This window comes from Flavobacterium sp. AJR (assembly GCF_002156885.1).
Lineage (GTDB): Bacteria > Bacteroidota > Bacteroidia > Flavobacteriales > Flavobacteriaceae > Flavobacterium.
The window spans coordinates 26,724-48,523 of sequence record NZ_NCWQ01000062.1; the positions used below are offsets into that span (position 1 = coordinate 26,724).

The following is a 21,800-nucleotide window of genomic DNA, read 5'->3' on the forward strand; positions in this document are numbered from 1 at the left end:
AAATATCTGATTTTTTAAAATTCGTCAGTCGTTAAAGCACGATTAATGAATTCATTTAATGGTTTTAACGTAATAAGTTTCTGACTCATTTTAGCAACAAAATCTTTCTGAGTAACTTCTTTGATATCGTATTTTTGCGTAGCAGTAAAACTTTTTAATTTTAAAAACTCAATTGCAGGATGGTCTTTCTCGTATCCGCGTGGTGGGTTTTTAAGCGAATTAGTTTCGGTTACGTCAAGACTTCCGAATTCTTTCTTGAAATTTTTATCGGCAATGATAGCTTCTAAATCATCATGGAAGAATGCAATTTCTTTACGTACCTTTTTTAAATCTTCGGCTTCTGGCGAATAAAAACCTCCAGCTATAAAACTAGCGCCTTTCTCGATGTGTAGATAATATCCAGCACGGTTTTGTCCTTTTACACCGGTAGAAAGCCAAACGCCAAGATGCGCTTTATAAGGAGATTTGTCTTTAGAGAAACGGATATCACGATTAATTCGGAATGTACAATTCTTAACTTCCAATAACTCTAATGATGGATCCATAGGTTTCATGGCATCCAGGAAATCGGCAACTAGTTGGTGATAATCTTTTTTGAAGATTTCATAACGTTTTTTATTTTCCAAAAACCAATCTCTATTATTGTTGGTTTTTAAATCATCTAAAAATTGTAAACTTTCTTTGGTAAGCATATTTTTAGTTTTATTATAGTTGTTTTTTTAAATCGGCTTCACTGATAAATCCTGTATTTTTCCATTTTACTTCTTTGTTCTCATATAATAATAGAGTAGGAAGTTGGTCGATTTTCATGTCTTTTACCAAGGTTTTATTCTGGTCAACGTCGATACGAATAATAACCACTTTATCGGCTAATTCTTTTTGCATCTTCGTAAGGTACGGAGTCATTTGTTTGCAAGGACCACACCATTCAGCATAAAAATCAATCAGGACTTTTTTATCAGTATTTAATAAAGCAGCATATTCGTCGCTTGTCATTCCTGTAGCTTTGGTACTTGGTTTAGAATGTCCTTCGGCGTTCCATTTCATGATTCCGCCATCAAGCTCATATATAGTTGTAAAACCTAATTCTTGTAATTTTTGAGATGCTTTTTTGCTTCTTCCACCGCTTAAACAATAAACAAAAACAGGTTTAGATTTATCGTAAGTTACTGCTTTTGTAGCAAAATCATCGCCGTTCCAGTTTACGTTTACAGCATTGTCAATATGTTCAGATGCAAATTCATCTGGAGTTCTTACGTCTAAAATCTGTGGGTTTTCAGTAGCTTTTATTTTTTCTGCGAAAGCTGCTGGCTCAATAACTGATACATTTTTGCTAGATTGTCCGTTGCAAGATGCTAGTACGAATGTAATTATAATAAGGAATGTTTGTGGGAATTTCATAATCTTGAATTTAAATGTGTAGGCTAATTTAAGGGTTTTTTTAATTTTGGAAACAGCACAAAATCATAAATTAAATATTTTATAAGTCTGATGTGTCGATTTTACGATAGTTTCAGTTCGTTCAGGATGCGTGTCTGAAATAAAAAGTTGCCCGAAAGTATCTTTATTTACCATTTCGATAATTTTGGCAACCCGACTTTCGTCTAATTTATCAAAGATATCATCAAAAAGGAGCAGGGGTTTTACACCGCTTTGTTTTTTTAAGAATTCAAATTGAGCCAGTTTTAGTGCGATCAAGAAAGATTTTTGCTGTCCTTGTGATCCGAATTTTTTAATAGGATGATGGTCGATTTCAAAAGACAAATCATCCTTATGTATTCCGACGCTTGTATAATGCAAGGCGCGGTCTTTATTAATGTTTTCTCGTAAAAGAGTTAATAGGTCTTTTTCGAACAAATGACTTTCGTAGACTAACTGAACAGTTTCTTCGGAGCCAGTTATCGCCTGATGATGTGTATTGAAAATTGGAATAAAAGCTTCGATGAATTGTTTTCTTTTATCGAAAATGGTTTTTCCGTAGCTATCCAATTGTTCATTATATATAGATAAGGTGTCGTTGTCGAAAACATGATTCAAAGCAAAATATTTAAGTAGCGCGTTACGCTGGCTAATTACTTTTTGGTATTGAATAAGTTGTTGCAGATAATGGGAGTCTAGTTGCGAAATCACGGTGTCCATAAATTTACGACGAGTTTCACTTCCTTCTACAATTAAGTCCCTGTCGGCAGGAGAAATTATTACTAAAGGAATAAAACCAATATGGTCTGAGAATTTATCGTAGGCTTTGCCGTTTCTTTTTAGGATTTTTTTCTGTCCTTTTTTTAAACTACAAACTATTTGTTCGTTTCGTTCATTTTTTTCTATCTCGGCATCTATTACAAAAAACTCTTCTCCGTGCTTGATGTTTTGCACTGCCAAAGGATTAAAATAGCTTTTTCCGTAGGCTAAATGATAAATAGCATCGAGTACATTGGTTTTTCCAATACCGTTTTTTCCAACAAAACAATTTATTTTTTTGTCAAATTCGAAATTGGCTTCGGAAAAGTTTTTATAGTTGAATAAAGAAATCTTTTTTAGATACATTTGTAAGTTGCTGAAATAAAGCTTTTTATTGTTTTTAGATGACAATTTTTAAGCGTGTGCAAATTATTGAAAAATATCGATATAAACCGTTTTTTGGGACGTTGAGTGTGATTTTTTTTGATTTTACGGCGTATAAAAGTCCATTTTTGAAGGATTTTTTTTAAAAATAAATATAAAATTGATTTTTTTCATGTAAGTTTCAATAAAAATTTTATTTTTGCCGTTCACTAAATTAATTTTAAATGGCTACTTACAATAAAAGAGGATATAAAGCACCTAAAGAAAAGGAAGTTAAAGATGAAGTTGTCAATGAAGAACAACAAGTAATTCTTGATGGAAAAAACAGTACTACTGCTGGAGTTTTTTCTAAATTAGATGAAACTGCTTCTAAGACAGAGGATTGGGTTGCTAGAAACCAGAAGATCATTATTGGATTAGTTGCTGCAATTGCTCTAGGAACTGTAGGTTATTTGGCTTACCAAAAATTTATTACTGCTCCTAAACAAGATGAAGCTGCTAATGAAATGTTTGTTGCTCAACAAAACTTTGAAAAAGCAACTAATGGTGTAGCTAGTGATTCTTTGTATAAATTATCATTAAATGGTTCTGAAGGTAAATTTGGATTTGTAAAAATCGCTGATGAGTATTCAGGAACTGATGCTGGAAATTTAGCAAACTATTATGCTGGTGTTGCATACTTAAACATTGGTAAATATGATGAGGCAATTTCTTACTTAGGTAAATTTAGCTCTAAAGATTTAATTTTAGGAGCTTTAGCTAAAGGAGCAATTGGTGATGCTTATTCTCAAAAAAATCAACAAAAAGAAGCTTTAGACTATTATATAAAAGCTGCTGAATTAAATAAAAATGATTTTACTACACCACGTTTCTTACTAAAAGCTGGTAAAACTGCTTTGGCTTTAGGTCAAAAAGCAGATGCTCTTAAGTATTTTACAAATGTTAAAGAGAACTTCGAGGCAACTCCAGAAGCAGCTTCTGTTGATGTTTTGATTGGTTTAGCACAATAATTAATAGTTAGATTTCATTTTTTTAATTTTAGATTCGTAACTTACAATCTCAAATTTTAAAATCTTAAATATAAAGATGGCTACCGAAAATAAAAATTTATCCGATTACGATAAAAACACAGTCCCAAATGCGAAAGATTTTCGATTTGGGATTGTTGTTTCTGAGTGGAATGACACTATAACAGAAGGGCTTTATAATGGCGCTTTTGAAACACTTATTGAAAATCAAGTTCCTGCACAACAAATTATCCGATGGAATGTTCCTGGGAGTTTTGAGTTGATATATGGAGCAAAAAAAATGTTACAAACTCAAAATGTTGATGCTGTAATTGTAATTGGATGTGTAATCCAGGGACAAACAAAGCATTTTGATTTTGTATGCGAAGGTGTAACTCAAGGAATTAAAGATTTGAATGTTCAAACTGATATTCCAGTTATTTTCTGTGTGTTAACAGATAATAATATGCAACAATCTATTGACAGAAGTGGTGGTATTCATGGTAACAAAGGTACCGAGGCTGCTATTGCTGCAATAAAAATGGCATACATCCGTCAGCAAGCTTCTTTAAATCAGTTTCAAAACCAACAGTTGTTATCAGCTGGTGCGCTTCAAATAGAAGACAAACCATTGGAACTAGAAAAATAAAAACACATTTGTAAGAATACTTAAACCTATACTGTGTAAAAATAGTATAGGTTTTTTGTTTTTTTTATGAGTCCTCAAGTCAAAAAAACCAGCTAAAATTCATTAAATTTGTGCTTCTTGGTTTTGAAACTTTAAACCTTAACCTTTAATCTATTTTTTCTTAATGTCGAGTATTATACAATTACTTCCTGATCACGTTGCCAATCAAATTGCTGCTGGAGAAGTCGTTCAAAGACCTGCTTCGGTGGTGAAAGAGCTTTTAGAAAACGCAGTTGATGCTAAAGCAACGGATATTAAATTAATCATCAAAGATGCAGGAAAGTCATTGGTACAAGTAATCGATAATGGTTCTGGAATGAGTGTTACCGATTCGCGTTTGTGTTTTGAGCGTCATGCGACTTCTAAAATTCGCCAAGCCGAAGATTTGTTTTCATTGCATACTAAAGGATTTCGTGGAGAAGCACTAGCTTCTATCGCTGCGATTGCCCATATGGAAATGAAGACCAAACAGGATCAGGAAGAGTTAGGAACACATATTATTATTGAAGGAAGTAAATTTGTTTCGCAAGAAGTAGCTGTTTTACCTAAAGGGACTTCATTTGCGGTTAAAAACTTATTTTTTAATATTCCTGCCCGTAGAAACTTTTTAAAGTCGGATATAGTTGAATTTCGCCATGTTATGGATGAGTTTCAGCGTGTAGCTTTGGCGCATGCCAATATTCATTTTACTTTTTATCATAACGGAAGTGAGATGTATAATTTACCTCCTTCTAGTTTTAGACAACGTATCGTTGGAATCTTTGCTGGTAAAACCAATGAAAAGTTGGTTCCGGTAAATGAAGAAACAGAAATAGTTGCAATAAAAGGATTTGTTAGTAAACCTGAGTTTGCTAAAAAGAGCAGGGGAGAACAGTTTTTCTTTGTTAATGATCGTTTTATTAAAAGTAGCTATTTGCATCATGCAGTTATGGCTGCTTATGATGGAATTTTAAAAGATGGTGCGCAACCAAGTTATTTCTTGTATTTATCTGTGCCGCCAAACACAATCGATATCAATATTCATCCGACAAAAACAGAAATTAAGTTTGATGATGAACAGGCTTTATACGCTATTTTAAGAGCGTCTATAAAGCATAGTTTAGGACAGTTTAATGTGGCGCCTGTTTTAGATTTTGATCGTGATGCTAATCTTGATACGCCTTATCATTATAAAGATTTAGAAGGAGAAACTCCAACGATTCAGGTTAATAGTAACTTTAACCCATTTGCAGATGATACACCAAATAAACATTATGCAAATACAAATTCGGGATCTAGTTATAGTTCAGGATCTAGTTATAGTTCTGGTGCCAGTTCATCAGGTTCTGGCTCTTATTCTAGTTATAAAAAACCTGAGCCAACAGCTAGTTGGGAAAGTTTGTATGTAGGTTTAAAGCAGGATACGGAAGAAGTAGGGATGATGTCTTTTGAGAATGAAGAAGTAACTTCGTCTTTATTTAATGATGATGAGGTTGAGCAAACTGTTCATAAAACATATCAAATACATAAAAAATACATTGTTTCGCCTATAAAATCCGGAATGGTGATTGTTGATCAGCAACGAGCACACCAACGTATTTTATATGAGCAATTTTTACATAATATGACGGTTAATCAGGCTTCAAGCCAGCAATTATTGTTCCCTCTTAATTTGTTTTATTCCTCTACGGATATGGAAATTATAAGAGAATTGCAATTATCGCTTGTAAATACTGGTTTCGTTTTTGAATCTACAACCGAAGAACATATTGTTATTTCGGGAATACCTATAAACAGTACCGAAAGTGAAGTTTCGCTGGTTATAGAACAATTATTAAGTGATTTGCAGGATGGAATTCCAGAAAGTAGCTTTTCGCAAAATGATACCATTGCCAAATCGATGGCAAAAAGTATGGCTGTAAAAACAGGAACATACTTGACAGAAAAAGAACAAGATAATTTGGTAAATGGACTCTTTGCTTGTAAAGATCCAAATATTTCTCCATTTCAAAAACCAACTTTCATCACCATGCGTGTGGAAGATATAGATAAAAAATTTGCATTATGATGAACATGACTCCTGTTGTAAAACAATTATTGATAATTAATATTATCTTTTTCCTTGGCTCACAATTAGTGCCGGTTTCTTATGAATACTTTTCATTATACTTTCCAGAGAACTACCATTTTAAACTTTGGCAGCCTATCACGCATATGTTTATGCATGGAGGATTTATGCATATTGCATTTAATATGTTTGCATTAGTTTCTTTTGGTTCGGCATTAGAACATTTTTGGGGAGGTAAAAAGTTTATATTCTTTTATATTTCATGCGGATTAGGTGCTGCTTTACTACAATTAGGTTTTAATTATTATGAAATACAGAGTGCTTTAGAAGGAGCGTCTAGTTTAGGTTTGTCAGATAATTCATTACATCATATAATGAATGTTAATTTTACTGATGGAACAAGTTACCGAGGAGATTTGTTTATGGATGGTATTAAACCAATTTTAGCTGAAGCTGGAAAAATTAATCTATTAAATGAGGTTAATTTTAAAAGTTTATTTGATGCATCTATAATTAATCAGACTCCAATGGTAGGTGCCTCGGGAGCAATTTATGGACTTTTGGTAGCTTTTGCTTTTATGTTTCCTAATGCTGAGTTGGCTCTTATGTTTATTCCAGTGCCTATAAAAGCGAAGTATTTTGTACCAGGAATTATTGCTGTCGATTTGTTTTTAGGTTTCCAAGGAAATTCATTGTTTGGTGGTGGTGGTACAGGAATTGCTCATTTTGCTCACGTTGGTGGAGCACTCGTAGGATATTTAATGATGTGGTATTGGAAAAAGACGCAGTTTAATAATAATCGTTGGAATTAATTTTTTAGCTTTATTATCTAAATTTTAAACACAAAAAACACATATGAATATATTAGACGATTTAAAGTTGCAATATAAAATGGGAGGTATTGCTCAGCGAGTAATCTATTGGAATATTGCTTGTTTTTTAATTTCATTGGTGTTTTTTTATCAATTTTCAACAGGACAATTTGCTTTACCAAGTTGGTTAGCATTATCATCAGAACCATCTGATTTCTTGTTTAAACCATGGACATTTTTAACCTATGCTTTTTTTCATGATGGATTTCTGCATTTGTTATTTAATATGTTGGTTTTAAATTTTGCAAGTTCTTTGTTCTTGACTTTTTTTACCGAAAAGCAGTATTTAGGTTTGTATATTTTAAGTGCAATCTTTGCTGGAGTAGCATTTGCGCTTAGCTTTTATTTTTTAAATCTTAGTGCTTCAGTAGTTGGTGCTTCGGCTGCAATTATGGCTATTTTGGTTGCTACGACTACATATCAGCCATTAATGCCTGTTCGTTTGTTACTTATTGGTAGTGTTAAGTTATGGCATATTACACTTGTTATTTTGGTTTTGGATCTTATGCAGTTTAAATCTGGTAATATGGGAGGGCATATTTCTCATCTTGCAGGTGCTGTTTTCGGATTTGTGTTTATAAAACTATTGCAAAGTGGAGTAGATTTGAGTAAGATTGTTACTCGTGTTTTGGATTTCTTTACTAATTTATTTAAGAAATCACCATCTACGCCTTTTAAGAAAGTGCATAAAAATTATAACAATAAACCAACGCAAAGAACTACAACTTCTAAAATTGTTACCAAAGACAAGACGCAACAACAAATTGATGAAATCTTAGATAAAATTAGTCAGTCGGGTTACGATTGTTTGACAAAAGAAGAAAAAGAATTTTTGTTTAAAGCGGGAAAGTAAAATCATTAATTAAAAGAAAATGAAAAACCTTTCATGGTTTAATAAGATAATGTTCTTTCTGAATATAGTACTCACTGTATTGACATTTAGCGCTTATGTTTTGCCATTTTTAGCACCCAAAATTTTCCCTCTTTTATCGGTATTTACTTTGTTTATGCCATTGTTTTTTGTGTTCAATGGATTGTTCTTTTTCTATTGGGCAATTCAGTTTAAAAAACGAATGATTTTGTCAGGATTAGTGCTCTTGATGGGGATTACTTTTATAAATAAATTCTATAAATTTTCGACTAAAGAATATGTTGAGAGTAGTAAGGATTTTACAGTAATGAGTTATAACGTACGTTTGTTTAATGTATTTAAATGGATAGACAGGGAAGATGTTCCGCTTGATATAGAAACGTTTATAAATGAAAAAAATCCAGATATTTTATGTATTCAGGAGTTCTCAAATTCTGCTAATATCGATTTAAAGGTTTATCCGCATCGGTATATATTTATGGAAGGAAATAAGATTAAAACAGGTCAGGCAATTTTTTCTAAGTTTCCTATATTATATCAAGGTAATATTGTTTTTCCTAATTCTAATAATAATGTAATTTATGCTGATATAAAGCGTGGTAAAGACATTATTAGAGTTTATAATATGCACTTGCAGTCAATTAAGATTTCGCCCGATGTAAATGAGATTTCTGATAATATCGATGTGATGAATCAGGAAAAGTCACAACTTATTCTTTCCAGAATTAGTAAAGCATTTAAGCAGCAGCAAGAACAAGCTGAGATATTTAGAGAAAATAAAAAAGAATGCACATATCCACTTATAATCTGTGGAGATATGAATAATAGCCCTTTTTCATACGTATATCGCAATATAAAAGGAAAACTAAAAGATAGTTTTGAAGAAGCTGGAGTAGGATTTGGAGCTACTTATAAGTTCCGCTACTATCCTGCAAGAATCGATTATATTTTTGCTGATAGTAAGATGAAAGTAAAGAAATTTGAAAGCTTCTCAGATTTTGAAAACTCTGACCATTTTCCTATTTTGGCTACTCTTTCAATGGAATAAGAAATGAATTATAGCAGCTTTTGATTCTTTAAATAGTCCATAGCATATTTACCTTCATTAAAAAGCAAATCCAATACACTTAGGTTATTTATAAAACCATGTTTGTCATCAAAGACTTGCGTGTAGGTTTCGAATGCATTAGTATCTTTTTTCCCGTTAGCTAAGACTCTAAAATCCGAAATACTAGCATCAACCTCATGAAAGTATTCTGAGGTCTTAGTGTACTCTAATTTCATTCGTAGGCATTTAGAAACGATATCTAAAGCTTCAAAATTCAAATCCATTAAGAATTGATGTTTCTTATCGAAAAATGGACGTATATCATCTTCAAAAAACTCGAAAAAAGGAGAACTTCTATACGCAGCTTCCAGCGATTTAAAATGTTGTTTTTGCCAATCAAATTCATTTTCTACTTGAATCTCTTTGGTTTTCTGATGTGCATTTTTAGAGTGCTTAACAGGGATGTTTAATAATTGTAGTCCATTTGGGCTATAAATATACGTACGGTTCCTGTTGGTTTGTTTTTGGAAATTATCTTCTATCTCAAACGTAATACTTTCAGATTGCGCCATTACAGCACAATGACTAATTGAAGGAAAGTAGGTTGGAAGTAATAATGAATTCATGTGCTATTTTTGTTTGATTGTTTAATCGTTTACTTGTTGAAAGCACAAGTAAACGATTAAACAGTTCAACGAATAAACGTGTTATGCTTTTTTCTCTTTTCTTTTTCTCCAGAAATAGTCGCCAATAAAGTAGGCTGCCAATAGAAATAAGAAATGTTTAAAGTATGATTGTGGTTGCCCTTCTCCATCTACAGTTGAGAAAACTCTGTCCCAGCGAACTTTATTTAGTCCTTTGCCATGAGTATCCCAGCTCATCCATATAAATACGGGTTTCCCGATAACGTGATCAAAAGGTACAAATCCCCAATATCTGGCATCGATAGAGTTGTCTCTATTATCACCCATCATCCAGTAGTAATCTTGTTTAAATGTGTAAGTTGTAGCAACTTTACCGTTAATAAAAATTTGATTTCCTTTTATTTCTAAATCATTACGTTCGTATTCTGATATTAGACGTTTGTAAATAGGAAGAACTTTTAGGTTAATGTTGATTGTTTTTCCTTTTTGAGGAATATAAATTGGACCAAAAAAATCATTGTTCCAGTTGTAATCTTTGTTATGAGGGAATATTTTAGGGTCTCTGTCTCCTTTGTTTGCTTTCCTTAGCTCAAGACTCTCTACATAAGGATTACTTTTAGCCTTATTAGCTGCATCTGGAGTAGCTTGTACATAATAAGTTTCAGTTTTAGGATCGTAACCTAGATCATCGGTAATGTCATATTGTCTTAAAAGATTTGAAATTTCTTCATAAGAAGAGAACTTGACCTTAAATTTAATGTTATAAGAAAACTGAAGTCTTACTCTTTCAGTTTGTTTCATTTCTTTTCCGTTAATAAAGACAAGTCCGTTTCTTATCTCTAGGGAATCTCCAGGAACACCAACACATCTTTTAACTAGGTTAGTTTTTTTATCTATTGGTTTGTAATAATTTCTATCTGGCGAAAAATTATTCATGTCCAAAAGAGTATCAGCAGGCTGATTAAATACAACAATGTCATTGCGTTTTATTTCTTCAAAACCAGGTAATCTTAAATAAGGTAATTGTAGCTTGTTTAAAAGTGAAGTCTTTTTTTGATTTACATCATCATTAAATAAGTACGATTTCTTTTTTAGCCCAGGAATAGTGTCATGCACCATAGGCAAGGCTACTGTAGTCATTGGTATTCTTGCGCCATAATTTACCTTGCTTACAAATAGAAAATCACCAACTAGTAATGTTTTTTCTAGTGATGAACTTGGTATTGTAAATGGCTGGATAAAATAGGTATGAACTATAGTTGCAACAATTATTGCAAAAAGAAGCGAGCTAAGTGTATCTGCGGTTTTGTTTTCGGGTCTTAAACTTCTGTTTGCATTGTACTCTAATTTTTGAGTATAGTTTACATAATAGATGTAAAAACCGAAAGTAACAAGTCCGAGAACGGTATCTAATGTAGATTTTTTTCCAAAAGTTCGTAGGGTTTCAACCCAAACTATTGGAAACATAATCAAGTTGATAATCGGAATAAAAAGTAATAATGTCCACCAAGTTGGTCGACTGATAATTTTCATTAATACAATGGCATTGTAAATAGGGATTGCAGCTTCCCATTTTTTTCTTCCAGCTGCCTCATATAATTTCCATGTTCCTATAAAATGAACTACTTGAATTACTAAGAAGAATACAAACCATGAATAAAATGACATATCAGTTTTTTTAAGTTAAGATTATTAAACTAAGAATTTGTGATTAGATATTCTTTTTCTCTTTTCTTTTTTTCCAGAAATATTCACCGATAAAAAATGCTGCAAGAGCAAATAAGAAATATTTAAAGTACGATTGTGGTTGACCTTCACCATTTACAGTAGTGAAAACTCTGTCCCAACGAACTTTGCTCATTCCTTTACCATTTGTGTCCCAGCTCATCCAGATGAATACTGGTTTTCCAACAATATGATTTTCTGGAACGTATCCCCAATAACGACTATCTTCGGAGTTGTGACGGTTGTCTCCCATCATCCAATAATAATCTTGCTTGAAAGTATATGTTGTAGCGACTTTACCGTTAATACGAATTTCTGAACCATTTACTTGTAAATCATTCCCTTCGTATTCTTTTATAATTGCTTTGTAAAATGGTAAAGATTCGGTTGTTAATGCAACTGTTTTTCCTTTTTGAGGAATATAAATTGGACCAAAATTATCGGCATTCCATTTGTCTAACTGTGGAAAAATACCTGGATCTGATCCTTTTGCAATTTCTCTTCTTACATTAGTTATTCCAGGAATATTTCTTAATCTTGCAGCACTAGCTTCTGTTAGAGCTCTAAAATATAAAGTGTCTTTTTTTACATCATCTTTAAATCCGGCACCGTCAGTAATATCTAATTCTCTTAGTAATACTTCAAAATCAATAGGAGTTTTCCCGTCTAAAGCTACTGCATAAGAGTATTGAGGTTTAGCTCTTTCTGGTAAAACTAAAACTTTGTTGTTAATGTAAACGATTCCGTCTTTTATCGCTAAACTATCACCTGGAACACCAACACATCTTTTTACGTAATTTGATTTTTTATCAATTGGCTTGTCGGCTCTTCTTTTAGAAGTGTCAAAAAACTTATATACGGTATCCATTGGCCAGTTAAAAACGACAATATCTGTTCGTTTTATTTGTTCATAAGCAGGAAGTCTAAAATAAGGCAATTGAGGCCATTTTAGATATGATTTTTGTTTAGTCATCGGGATAGAGTCGTGTACCATTGGCAAGGCAATAGTTGTCATAGGAACTCTAGGGCCATAGTTAACTTTACTTACAAATAAAAAGTCACCAATAAGTAATGATTTTTCTAATGATGAAGTAGGAATTGTGTATGGCTGAACGATGTAAGTATGAACCAAAGTAGCTACAATTATAGCAAAAAGAAGGGAGCTAACAGTATCGGCAGTTTTGCTTTCTGGAGTTAGACTTCTATTAGCATTGTAAACTAATTTTTGAGTGTAATTAACGTAATAGATGTAAAAACCTAAAGTTACAAGACCAAGAATAGTATCTAATGTAGATTTTTTCCCGAAAGTTCTTAAGGTTTCAATCCAGATTACTGGAAACATAATCAAGTTAATGATTGGAATAAAAAGCAATATTGTCCACCAAGTTGGTCGACCAATAATTTTCATTAGTACAATAGCATTATATACAGGAATTGCTGCTTCCCAACTTTTTCTTCCTGCAGCTTCATATAATTTCCAAGTTCCTATAAAGTGAATAACTTGCACTGCTAAAAAGAATACAAACCATAAATATAGTGTCATACTAATTTGTTTTAAAGTTTAAAATATAGTCTTTCGATAAACGAATTATTATATTTTTAAATTGTTTTTTATTTAAAATTCCAGAACATCTTTCATTGTAAAGATACCTTGCTTTCCTGCAAGCCACTCAGCAGCTATTACAGCTCCAAGAGCAAAACCTTCACGATTATGTGCTGTATGTTTTATTTCGATACTATCAATTCCAGAATTGTACGTTACAGTATGTGTACCTGGAACATCGCCAATTCTTTTGGCTTCGATATGAATTTCTGTAGGTTTGGCTTCGTCAAGAGTCCAGTTTTTGTAAGCGCTGTTTTCGATTACGCCTTTGGCCAATGAAATAGCTGTACCGCTTGGAGCATCTAGTTTTTGAGTATGGTGAATCTCTTCCATATCAACTTTGTAGTTATCGAATTTAGCCATTATTTTAGCTAAGTGTTCGTTAAGCTCAAAGAAGATATTTACACCCAAACTAAAATTTGAGCTAGAGATAAATCCTCCCTTTTTTTCATTGCAAAGAGCAACCATTTCGTCATAATGCTCTAACCAGCCTGTTGTTCCGGAAACTACAGGGACATTAGCGTTAAAAGCATTAGAAATGTTTGCAACTGCAGCAGATGGAACGCTAAAATCGATGGCTACATTAGCAGTCTCAAGTCCTTCATAAGTATTGAATTCGTCTTTTTTTAAGACAATTTCATGACCTCTTTCTAAAGCAATTCTTTCGATTACTTGCCCCATTTTTCCGTATCCTAAAAGCGCAATTTTCATTTGTATGTTTATTTTAAATTCAAAAATTGCAGTTTATCACTGCAATTTAAAAGTGGTAATTAAATGTTAGTCCAACGTTGGGTCTTAATGTTACATCGTCGGGGTATATTTCTGGACGTAAAGATAATCTTTCATTTACGTTAAACTGAATCAATGCAGCATCAACATTTGCATCTATTATATTTAAAACATAAAAGCCCAAGGTTACTAGGGCAGATAAATCTCGATTACGTTGATAAAATTTTTGACCTGCAATAAGTCTGCTATCGTCCAGATATTGAAGTTCGTCATTGTTGTAGCCTTCAAGTCTACGTTTGTATGCATCTCTATATTGATGGTATTTTTTATTATTATCAATATAGAAATACAAACTTGTACCTATGGCTCCGTAAACTAGAGGTATTTTCCAATATTTTTTATTGTATGCCTGTCCTAATCCTGGTAAAATAGCAGAGTAAAAAGCTGCTTTTGCAGGAGTAAGTGGGTCTATCTCAGTCGATTTTAGGGTGTCTTTTGCTACCAAGGCAGCATCTCCTTTTTTTGACTGAGCAAAAACAGCAGTACTTCCTAATAGAAAAAAGAATAGACCTATGGGAACTATTTTATTCACTACCCGTTTATTAATTTGATAATTCTGGCAAAGTCTTCTTCAGAATGGAACGGAATTGTAATTTTTCCTTTTCCGTTTCCAGCTACTTTTATGTCAACTTTTGCGCCAAAATAATTTGTAAATGTGCTTTTTTGATCTTCTTCGATGTCAAATGAAGAGGCTTTTGGTTTTCCAGCAGGTTTAGGTTTTAAACTTTCGTGGTAGTTTTTTACCAAAGCTTCTGTTTCACGTACAGATAAATTACGGCTAACAATTTTTTGGTAAATATCGGTTTGAACATCTAAATCGTCAACGTTTATAATTGCACGACCATGACCCATACTTATAAAACCATCACGGATACCAGTTTGGATAATTGGATCTAGTTTTAAAAGACGTAAGTAGTTTGCAATTGTAGAACGTTTTTTACCAACACGGTCACTCATTTGTTCTTGAGTTAACTGGATTTCATCAATCAAACGTTGGTAAGAAAGTGCAATCTCTATCGGATCTAAATCATGACGTTGAATATTTTCAACCAATGCCATAACCAATGATTCGTTGTCATTTGCAATTCGTATGTATGCAGGAACATGTGTTAAGCCGATTAATGTTGAAGCACGTAAACGACGCTCTCCAGAAATTAATTGGTATTTATTGAAGTCTAATTTTCGAACAGTTATAGGTTGAATCACACCAAGCTCCTTGATAGAAGTGGCTAGTTCACGTAATGATTCTTCGTTAAAATTGCTTCGGGGTTGAAACGGATTTATTTCGATAGCACTAATTTCAAGCTCTATAATACTTCCTACAACCTTATCAGCATTTTTATCGTCAACGGATTTTATATCATTTTCCGGATCTTTTAATAATGCAGATAATCCTCTTCCTAAGGCTTGTTTTTTAATCGCTTTTGTCATAAAAACTATTTACTGTTTTTCTTTATAATTTCTTGAGCCAAGTTTATGTAATTAACAGCTCCTTTACTTGTAGCGTCATAGTTTATAATGCTTTCGCCAAAACTAGGAGCTTCACTTAATTTTACATTTCGTTGGATAACGGTATCAAAAACCATATCATTAAAGTGTTTTTGAACTTCTTCAACAACTTGATTTGATAAACGTAATCTAGAATCGTACATGGTTAGTAACAATCCTTCAATATCCAAGTCTGGGTTATGAATTTTTTGGATGCTTTTAATCGTGTTTAGTAATTTTCCTAAACCTTCAAGTGCAAAATATTCGCATTGAATAGGGATAACTACAGAGTCGGCCGCTGTTAAAGCATTCAAAGTTAAAAGTCCTAATGAAGGTGCACAATCGATAATGATATAATCGTACTCATCTTTAACACTTTCTAATGCTTTTTTTAGCATGTATTCTCTGTTTTCTTTATCGACCAATTCGATTTCGATAGCAACAAGGTCAATGTGAGCCGGAATCACATCTACGTTTGGAGCTGTACATTGAATAATAGCTTCTTTTGGCGTATGACTGTGTTCTAGTATTTGATAGGTACCAATTTCAACAACTTCTACATCAATACCAAGTCCTGAAGTAGCATTTGCTTGAGGGTCAGCATCTATTAGTAATACTTTTTTTTCTAAAACACCTAATGAGGCCGCAAGATTTACAGATGTTGTAGTCTTTCCAACGCCTCCTTTTTGATTAGCAATCGCAATGATTTTGCCCATTTATTTTCTGAATTTTGAACCGTAAAAATACGATTATTTATGGTTTTTGAAAATCTATTTTGTTAACATTTGTTAAACCTTGATTAATCGTCGTTTGACAGCCTACTGTTTTTAAAATAGGTATTATTTCTAAAGACGATTTCAATTTGTTTGTATCAGGCTTAGCTTTTTCTATTTATGTGTGATTTAAAATAATAACTTTCTTAGAGACTATTGAATATCAACTGATTGTTGGCTAATAGTCTGAAAATTAGTATTTCGGGTACAAACTAAATAATGTTGTTTAAAATAAAGATTCGGATTAATTAATTATTCTTTTTTCATGTCTTTTACTAAACTCGCAGTAAAATATAAAATTGCAATTCCGCCAATTATTATACACATCCACATAAACCATGATTGTTGCCAAAAAGATTTGTTTTGAATTGTAGTATCTGTAGAAGCAATTTGTTTTATTTCGGAAATAGAAGCCTCGGGTAAATTAGCCGAAATGCTATTCTTGAAATTGGAAAGGTCATATTGAGGTTCGTTCAAATTATTGTTTCCTGTTTTGATAGTATAGTTTTCATTTGCATTTAAACTGGCAACTATTGAAACGGGGATTTGGTAAAATTTTATTTCAGCAATATTTAATGCAGGATTATCCTGATTGTCGATAGCGATATAAATTTCTTTCTCGAATATTTGTGGAACATTGAACGTGTTTTTTGTATCCGAATTTAATTCGAAATAGGTAATATTTTCTTCATACGTTTCTATTTTACGTTTTACTTTTCGAGTAGCATTTTTATAAATAGTTGCATCTCGTTTGTAGAATGCTGGTTTCGAAATATCGAATGCAATTTGATCTATAATCTGTGGTGCATCAAAAACTATATGAATTTTTGTTTTCTTCTCAGATGTAAGTTGAGTTACCGAACTACTCTTTGGAACTATTTCTTGTAGCGAATTGGTTTTTACCTGATGGTTGTAATTTCCTGCCTTTAGTATATTTATTGGCAATGTTTTTTTATCATCAAAATCTATTTTCAAAAATTGATAAGAAGATAGAGGGAATGATATAGTCTTGATAACATTTGTTTTATCAGTGCTATTTAGGTCGTATAGTTTTTGTGCATTAGATAAACCAAACCATTCTTTTTGGTCGTTACTTCCTGAAATATTATATGTTTTTACTACATCGGAGTTGGCAATAAAAAGCGAAATTTGATTGATACTTTGCGTTGATGGATTGGCAATAATAATAGAACTGCTCTTGTTTGGAACAACAGTTTTGGACACAATGCTATATTCTTCAAAAGAATTTGAAAGTGTCTCTTTTTCATTTCGCACAACAAAGTAAGGAACTTCAATTCCTTTTGAATCAAATATCCTGAAATCACTTAAATCTTCTTTAGACGCGGAACGAATTGCTGGTGGCAAAACGATCTTGTTTAATCCAGTTGATGTTACTGCTTTTATTTTTGCAGTAGTATTATATTGTGCAAACGAAAAGTTTACTAAGAATAATAGAAATAAAAATTTATTTGGTTTCATCAGTTTCATTGGGTTTGTTTTCATCTATTACTAGTACTTTAATTTTTTGATAGACAAAAGAGATTATCAAAATTAAGATACCTAATAGTATAAACGATATAATTTTTCCTGTTTCGGAAATGTTGCTAATATCGTATAAAAATAATTTTACGATTGTTAATCCTAATAATGCTAAAGCAATAATACGAATGGTTTTGGTTTGTTTTTTTATTCCTATGATAAGGAAAACAAAAGCTAAAATTCCCCAAAGAATAGGGAAACCAGTTTTGATTATTTTGGTTCTGGCCAAATCTATTGCTTCTTCGGTCAGCATCTCTCTTATATATCCTAAATCAGTTTTGTAAGTTGCATACAAGTTGCTTGCCTGAATTTGGTCTGTTGTTATTGGAGAATTCATCAATATTAAACCATGAAGCATTAGCTCAGTGCTTGCAATGTAGATTAAAATAAATGCAGCTGCCCAGATATAAATTTTATTACTCAATATTGAGAAAACAAGTTTCTTAGAATTGATTTGATATAATAGATAACCGAAATAGATAATTATTAATAAAGAAATGTAATGCAGGTAAAATGCATAAGGACTTCCAGTTCCTGAACTTATGATTTCTTCGTGTTCTCCAAAGGCGTAATTTGAGAACCAAAAAGTAAACAAGATAATATTGATAAGCGCAATTAACGTTGTACCTTGATAACTGGAATCTGTTTTCTTTCGTGCTAAATAACCAGCTACAATTGCAAAGAATAATAAATGATATACTACAGTAAATGCAGCAGCAGAATATGTGTTTTCGAAATAATAATTAGATTGATAAATCACTTCGAGTAATCCAACAAAATAACTGATGACAAGTCCTAATCCAAAAATGAATTTTCCATATTTTTCTGGATTAAAACTAAAGCCAAGCATTTCGGTATTGTTGGTTTCAGGTTTTAATAGATAAGAAACAGTGAATAATGATGCTATTGCGACCAATCCTGTAATGAATATAGGATTGATAATTATGTTTAAAACGGCTGTGTACTCGTAGAACTTAGCCCAATCCATTATCAAACTTATTATCATTAAGGCATGAACAATTACTGAACCAAATCGATAACTGACAATTTTTGATTTTTGCGAAAGCCATAATAATAAAACTGCCTCGGCAGCCCAGAATAAAGTAATGTAGTTCCCTTTAAACTGAATTGGGATTGCTAGTGTAACAAAGGTTAATGTTAAGCCGATGAGTAAATAAACAGCTTTTTTATCCAGTCCGAATTTTTTGTATAAAAACCAAGCGTAAACTAAATTAAGTAATGCAATTATGGTTGTAAATAATCCTCTTAATTCAGGATGATAATCTGTTAGAATTGCCATTCCTGCAGCATAGAATAAGAAAGTGTTACTGGCTAAAATGACTAATTGTGGGGTAGAGAATTCTCCTTTTGTTCTTATGTTGTTAATGATATTCATTAAAATAAAAATAGAATAGAAAGCAAACCCAAATGCGAATGCACCTAGATAATGAGGTTTCTCGCTAGTTAAGTCATTAACCAACCAGCCACCGTATAATATAATGGTGAATACATAGGCTAGAATATTAACCAGATTCCACTTTTTATGATAAGCCAAAGCTAAAATTCCGATATTCAAGATAATGATATAAGTAAATAATACAACATAATTTCCTTCGCCAGTACTTACCATAAAAGGAACGGCAAATCCACCTATTAAGGAGAGCACGGCAAGTTCAATCCTATTATAAGATAAGGATATAAGTGCACTAAAAGCTGTAATTACGACCATTATACCAAATGCAACGCTCTGGCTAAATAAATGATAGCTATGAAAAGCGATTCCGATCGTAAAATAGAATATTGCAATTGCACCAGCTACGATAACCGAACTAAAGGCGGCGTAGTTTTTACGCAATTTATGAGCAACTCCCATTACCAATGCACCAGCAAGGATTCCAATTCCTACTCGAGCAGGTTCATTTATCCAATCTTTATCAATGGCATATTTTACAAAATAGCTAATTCCTAAAACAAGAATCAGAATTCCGATTTTGTTGATTAAGTTTTCACCAATGAATTTTTCTAAATCAGGATTTTGTTCTTTAAAGTTCTCCCAGAAAGATTTCTTTGGCGGAAGCGGAACATAAGGTTTAGGAGCTTCTTTAAGCTCTACTGGCTTAGGTGTGTTTTCGGAATTGTATGAAAGAGCAATTTTTTCCAACTCTTTTTCTGGAATCTTTTCTTCGATGATTTCTTCCTTGGCTATTTCAAGAGTAGGAGGTTTTATTTCCTCAGGAGTTATATTGATTTCTTCTTTCTTTATAACAGGAATTGGAGCAACAGAAATAGTTTCTGCTGGTTTCTCTATCGTTTTTTGCTGATCTAATTTTTTATTAAGAGATGAAATATCATTCTCAATTTGGTCAAATCGCTTATTAAGAGTGTTGAGTATATAGATCAGAAAAACAAATATTAGTAAAAACAGAAATGTCTCCATAAACAAATAAATAAAATATTGTAAGCGGTAAATATAATAACATTTTAATAGTGTTAAAGTATTTTGGTAGTTTTTATCTGTATAAAGTGTTTTGTGATATAAATATAAAATCTAGAATTAATTTTAAAATAAATGGCTTTCATCATTTTTTGGGTTTAGAGATTCTTTATTCACTTTTGAATGAATTACTGCTTTTGATTTTTATTACAATTGTATATATTGTAAAATAAAACCTACTTTATGATAATAATCAGCTTTATGGCGATAATGTTTTTTTAAATTCGAGAATTAATTTAATGCAACAGTTTAATAAAAATAGAATTTAAAATTTAGTAAAGACTACTTTATTAATTAAGAGGAGAAACATAAAAAGGATTAGTAATTATTTCACCTTGAGTTCTACATTGACTTTTGCAAAACTAAATCAATACTCAAATGAAAAAAGTTGTCTTAATTATGGCAGGACTTGCTTTTGTAGCCTGCAAGAAAGAATCGAGTGAACATGATTTCTCAAAAGCTCCAGTAGTCGAGAAATCTGAATTATTAACCAAAGCATCTAATTTCTTTAAATCTGTTTCAACAATAACAGGAGAAGATATTCCACAAGTGAAAATCGATCTGGGTAAGAAATTATTCTATGATAAAGCATTGTCTAAAAACGGAACCATTAGTTGTAATTCCTGTCATAATCTTGCCACTTTTGGTGTAGATAATAAATCCCTTTCAGTGGGAGATACGAAGGAATTAGGAGGGCGTAACTCTCCTACGGTAATTTATTCCTCACTTCATTCTATGCAGTTTTGGGATGGTCGAGCTAAAGATGTAGAAGAGCAAGCCAAAGGACCTTTGTTAAATCCTGTTGAACACGGAATTCCGAACGCGGAATTTTTGGAGAAAAAATTAAGAGAGATTCCAGAGTATCAAGCTCTTTTTAAGAAAGTATTCCCTAATGATAAAGAGCCTATTACTTTTGATAATCTTGCCAATGCAATAGGTGCTTTTGAGCGTAAGTTGATTCCTAAAAGTAAATTTGATGATTATTTAGACGGAAATGAATCAGCATTAAATGATCAGGAAAAAAAAGGACTAAATTCTTTTATAGACAATGGTTGTATAACGTGTCATGGTGGTGTAGCTCTTGGTGGACAGATGTTCCAGAAATTCGGAGTTTATGGAGATTACACTAAAATGACTCGTAGCAAAAAAATGGATAAAGGACTTTATGATTTAACTAAAAAAGAAGGTGATCAGTTCTTGTTTAAAGTTCCGAGTTTGAGAAACGTTGAAAAAACAGGACCTTACTTTCATGATGGTTCAGTTGCTTCACTGAAAGAAGCTGTAAAAATGATGGGGAAATTGCAACTGGATAAAGAGATTACGGATAAAGAAGCCGATGATATGGTTGCCTTCCTGAAAACGTTGACAGCCGATGTTGATGCAAAGTATAAAGAATAAATAATTGATTTTAAACTGAACGAGGGTTCTTCAAATTTTTTTGAGGAGCCCTTGTTTCATTTGAGCTAATATGACCTGCCAAGTTTCTGCTTTTCCTTCGGGACGTTATAGTGGATTTAATATTGGATTTGTTGTAAAACAAAAAAGTCTTTTCAAATAAATGAAAAGACTTTTGTCGGGGTGGCAGGATTCGAACCTGCGGCCTCCTGCTCCCAAAGCAGGCGCGATAACCGAGCTACGCTACACCCCGAA

19 protein-coding genes and 1 tRNA gene are annotated in these 21,800 nt (G+C 32.4%); 7 read left to right on the forward strand and 13 right to left on the reverse strand.

Translation table 11 applies throughout. The annotated features are described in order from the left end of the window. Positions 1-14: 14 nt before the first annotated feature. The 3 genes from B8T70_RS16040 to B8T70_RS16050 form a co-directional block, all read right to left on the reverse strand. Positions 15-692 (reverse strand): DUF2461 domain-containing protein, encoded by a 678-nt coding sequence (locus tag B8T70_RS16040; RefSeq protein ID WP_086895478.1) that lies wholly within the window; start codon positions 690-692, stop codon positions 15-17. Between the two features lie 13 nt (positions 693-705). Then, the gene (locus tag B8T70_RS16045; protein ID WP_086895479.1) at positions 706-1,401 is read right to left on the reverse strand and encodes a thioredoxin domain-containing protein; all 696 of its coding nucleotides are present in this window, start codon (positions 1,399-1,401) and stop codon (positions 706-708) included. Positions 1,402-1,464: 63 nt separating this feature from the next. Beyond that, the gene (locus B8T70_RS16050) at positions 1,465-2,544 is read right to left on the reverse strand and encodes a DNA replication/repair protein RecF (protein WP_035627786.1); all 1,080 of its coding nucleotides are present in this window, start codon (positions 2,542-2,544) and stop codon (positions 1,465-1,467) included. Between the two features lie 242 nt (positions 2,545-2,786). Between B8T70_RS16050 and B8T70_RS16055 the strand changes: the two genes are divergently transcribed. The 6 genes from B8T70_RS16055 (at position 2,787) to B8T70_RS16080 (ending at position 9,095) form a co-directional block, all read left to right on the forward strand. Continuing rightward, on the forward strand, positions 2,787-3,572 hold the full coding sequence (locus B8T70_RS16055; protein ID WP_086895480.1) for a tol-pal system YbgF family protein: 786 nt from the start codon (positions 2,787-2,789) through the stop codon (positions 3,570-3,572). A 76-nt stretch (positions 3,573-3,648) separates the two neighbouring features. Next, positions 3,649-4,218: a 6,7-dimethyl-8-ribityllumazine synthase gene (gene ribH / locus B8T70_RS16060; protein WP_039112359.1), complete on the forward strand. Its 570-nt coding sequence runs from the start codon at positions 3,649-3,651 to the stop codon at positions 4,216-4,218. A 163-nt stretch (positions 4,219-4,381) separates the two neighbouring features. Continuing rightward, positions 4,382-6,304 carry a DNA mismatch repair endonuclease MutL gene (gene mutL, locus B8T70_RS16065; protein WP_086895481.1) on the forward strand — a complete coding sequence of 641 codons (1,923 nt, stop codon included), beginning with the start codon at positions 4,382-4,384 and terminating at the stop codon, positions 6,302-6,304. Then, complete coding sequence (locus B8T70_RS16070; RefSeq protein ID WP_086895482.1) at positions 6,301-7,116, forward strand: rhomboid family intramembrane serine protease; 816 nt, start codon at positions 6,301-6,303, stop codon at positions 7,114-7,116. The genes mutL and B8T70_RS16070 overlap by 4 nt, the downstream gene beginning before the upstream one ends. A gap of 43 nt (positions 7,117-7,159) precedes the next feature. Continuing rightward, positions 7,160-8,029 (forward strand): rhomboid family intramembrane serine protease, encoded by an 870-nt coding sequence (locus B8T70_RS16075; RefSeq protein WP_086895483.1) that lies wholly within the window; start codon positions 7,160-7,162, stop codon positions 8,027-8,029. A gap of 19 nt (positions 8,030-8,048) precedes the next feature. Next, positions 8,049-9,095 (forward strand): endonuclease/exonuclease/phosphatase family protein, encoded by a 1,047-nt coding sequence (locus B8T70_RS16080; RefSeq protein ID WP_039112356.1) that lies wholly within the window; start codon positions 8,049-8,051, stop codon positions 9,093-9,095. Positions 9,096-9,103: 8 nt separating this feature from the next. On the opposite strand, the gene B8T70_RS16085 is transcribed toward B8T70_RS16080, so the two are convergent. From B8T70_RS16085 to B8T70_RS16125, 9 genes are all read right to left on the reverse strand, one after another. Further along, a complete protein-coding gene (locus B8T70_RS16085) occupies positions 9,104-9,721 on the reverse strand; it encodes a WbqC family protein (protein WP_039118088.1) in 618 nt (205 codons plus the stop codon). Between the two features lie 81 nt (positions 9,722-9,802). Further along, the gene (lepB, locus tag B8T70_RS16090) at positions 9,803-11,407 is read right to left on the reverse strand and encodes a signal peptidase I (RefSeq protein WP_086895484.1); all 1,605 of its coding nucleotides are present in this window, start codon (positions 11,405-11,407) and stop codon (positions 9,803-9,805) included. 43 nt (positions 11,408-11,450) lie between these two features. Continuing rightward, positions 11,451-13,007, reverse strand: a complete 1,557-nt coding sequence (gene lepB, locus B8T70_RS16095) for a signal peptidase I (RefSeq protein ID WP_086895485.1) — start codon at positions 13,005-13,007, stop codon at positions 11,451-11,453. A 72-nt stretch (positions 13,008-13,079) separates the two neighbouring features. Next, positions 13,080-13,778 carry a 4-hydroxy-tetrahydrodipicolinate reductase gene (gene dapB / locus B8T70_RS16100; RefSeq protein WP_086895486.1) on the reverse strand — a complete coding sequence of 233 codons (699 nt, stop codon included), beginning with the start codon at positions 13,776-13,778 and terminating at the stop codon, positions 13,080-13,082. A 46-nt stretch (positions 13,779-13,824) separates the two neighbouring features. Then, a complete protein-coding gene (locus B8T70_RS16105; protein ID WP_039112351.1) occupies positions 13,825-14,388 on the reverse strand; it encodes a DUF5683 domain-containing protein in 564 nt (187 codons plus the stop codon). Beyond that, positions 14,388-15,287, reverse strand: coding sequence for a ParB/RepB/Spo0J family partition protein (locus B8T70_RS16110; RefSeq protein WP_039112350.1), 900 nt, complete (start codon positions 15,285-15,287; stop codon positions 14,388-14,390). Before B8T70_RS16110 ends, B8T70_RS16105 begins: the two co-directional genes overlap by 1 nt. Before the next feature lie 5 nt (positions 15,288-15,292). Beyond that, positions 15,293-16,060, reverse strand: a complete 768-nt coding sequence (locus B8T70_RS16115; RefSeq protein ID WP_035627818.1) for a ParA family protein — start codon at positions 16,058-16,060, stop codon at positions 15,293-15,295. 309 nt (positions 16,061-16,369) lie between these two features. Continuing rightward, complete coding sequence (locus B8T70_RS16120) at positions 16,370-17,620, reverse strand: hypothetical protein (protein WP_165763226.1); 1,251 nt, start codon at positions 17,618-17,620, stop codon at positions 16,370-16,372. After that, complete coding sequence (locus B8T70_RS16125) at positions 17,583-20,093, reverse strand: DUF2339 domain-containing protein (RefSeq protein WP_086895487.1); 2,511 nt, start codon at positions 20,091-20,093, stop codon at positions 17,583-17,585. The genes B8T70_RS16120 and B8T70_RS16125 overlap by 38 nt, the downstream gene beginning before the upstream one ends. 435 nt (positions 20,094-20,528) lie before the next feature. Here B8T70_RS16125 and B8T70_RS16130 point away from each other — a divergent pair, with 435 nt between their 5' ends. Beyond that, the gene (locus B8T70_RS16130; RefSeq protein ID WP_086895488.1) at positions 20,529-21,548 is read left to right on the forward strand and encodes a cytochrome-c peroxidase; all 1,020 of its coding nucleotides are present in this window, start codon (positions 20,529-20,531) and stop codon (positions 21,546-21,548) included. A 175-nt stretch (positions 21,549-21,723) separates the two neighbouring features. Here the strand turns inward: B8T70_RS16130 and B8T70_RS16135 are convergent. After that, positions 21,724-21,798 (reverse strand) — tRNA-Pro (locus B8T70_RS16135). Positions 21,799-21,800 lie beyond the last annotated feature (2 nt).

Coding starts and splice junctions, on each gene's coding strand:
- B8T70_RS16050 (WP_035627786.1), bottom strand. CDS start 2,544: ATGTATCTAAAAAAGATTTCTTTATTCAACTATAAAAACTTTTCCGAA.
- B8T70_RS16130 (WP_086895488.1), top strand. CDS start 20,529: ATGAAAAAAGTTGTCTTAATTATGGCAGGACTTGCTTTTGTAGCCTGC.
- B8T70_RS16115 (WP_035627818.1), bottom strand. CDS start 16,060: ATGGGCAAAATCATTGCGATTGCTAATCAAAAAGGAGGCGTTGGAAAG.
- B8T70_RS16085 (WP_039118088.1), bottom strand. CDS start 9,721: ATGAATTCATTATTACTTCCAACCTACTTTCCTTCAATTAGTCATTGT.
- B8T70_RS16125 (WP_086895487.1), bottom strand. CDS start 20,093: ATGGAGACATTTCTGTTTTTACTAATATTTGTTTTTCTGATCTATATA.
- B8T70_RS16045 (WP_086895479.1), bottom strand. CDS start 1,401: ATGAAATTCCCACAAACATTCCTTATTATAATTACATTCGTACTAGCA.
- dapB (WP_086895486.1), bottom strand. CDS start 13,778: ATGAAAATTGCGCTTTTAGGATACGGAAAAATGGGGCAAGTAATCGAA.
- B8T70_RS16110 (WP_039112350.1), bottom strand. CDS start 15,287: ATGACAAAAGCGATTAAAAAACAAGCCTTAGGAAGAGGATTATCTGCA.
- mutL (WP_086895481.1), top strand. CDS start 4,382: ATGTCGAGTATTATACAATTACTTCCTGATCACGTTGCCAATCAAATT.
- B8T70_RS16070 (WP_086895482.1), top strand. CDS start 6,301: ATGATGAACATGACTCCTGTTGTAAAACAATTATTGATAATTAATATT.
- ribH (WP_039112359.1), top strand. CDS start 3,649: ATGGCTACCGAAAATAAAAATTTATCCGATTACGATAAAAACACAGTC.
- B8T70_RS16040 (WP_086895478.1), bottom strand. CDS start 692: ATGCTTACCAAAGAAAGTTTACAATTTTTAGATGATTTAAAAACCAAC.
- B8T70_RS16055 (WP_086895480.1), top strand. CDS start 2,787: ATGGCTACTTACAATAAAAGAGGATATAAAGCACCTAAAGAAAAGGAA.
- B8T70_RS16075 (WP_086895483.1), top strand. CDS start 7,160: ATGAATATATTAGACGATTTAAAGTTGCAATATAAAATGGGAGGTATT.
- lepB (WP_086895484.1), bottom strand. CDS start 11,407: ATGTCATTTTATTCATGGTTTGTATTCTTCTTAGTAATTCAAGTAGTT.
- lepB (WP_086895485.1), bottom strand. CDS start 13,007: ATGACACTATATTTATGGTTTGTATTCTTTTTAGCAGTGCAAGTTATT.
- B8T70_RS16080 (WP_039112356.1), top strand. CDS start 8,049: ATGAAAAACCTTTCATGGTTTAATAAGATAATGTTCTTTCTGAATATA.
- B8T70_RS16120 (WP_165763226.1), bottom strand. CDS start 17,620: ATGAAAACAAACCCAATGAAACTGATGAAACCAAATAAATTTTTATTT.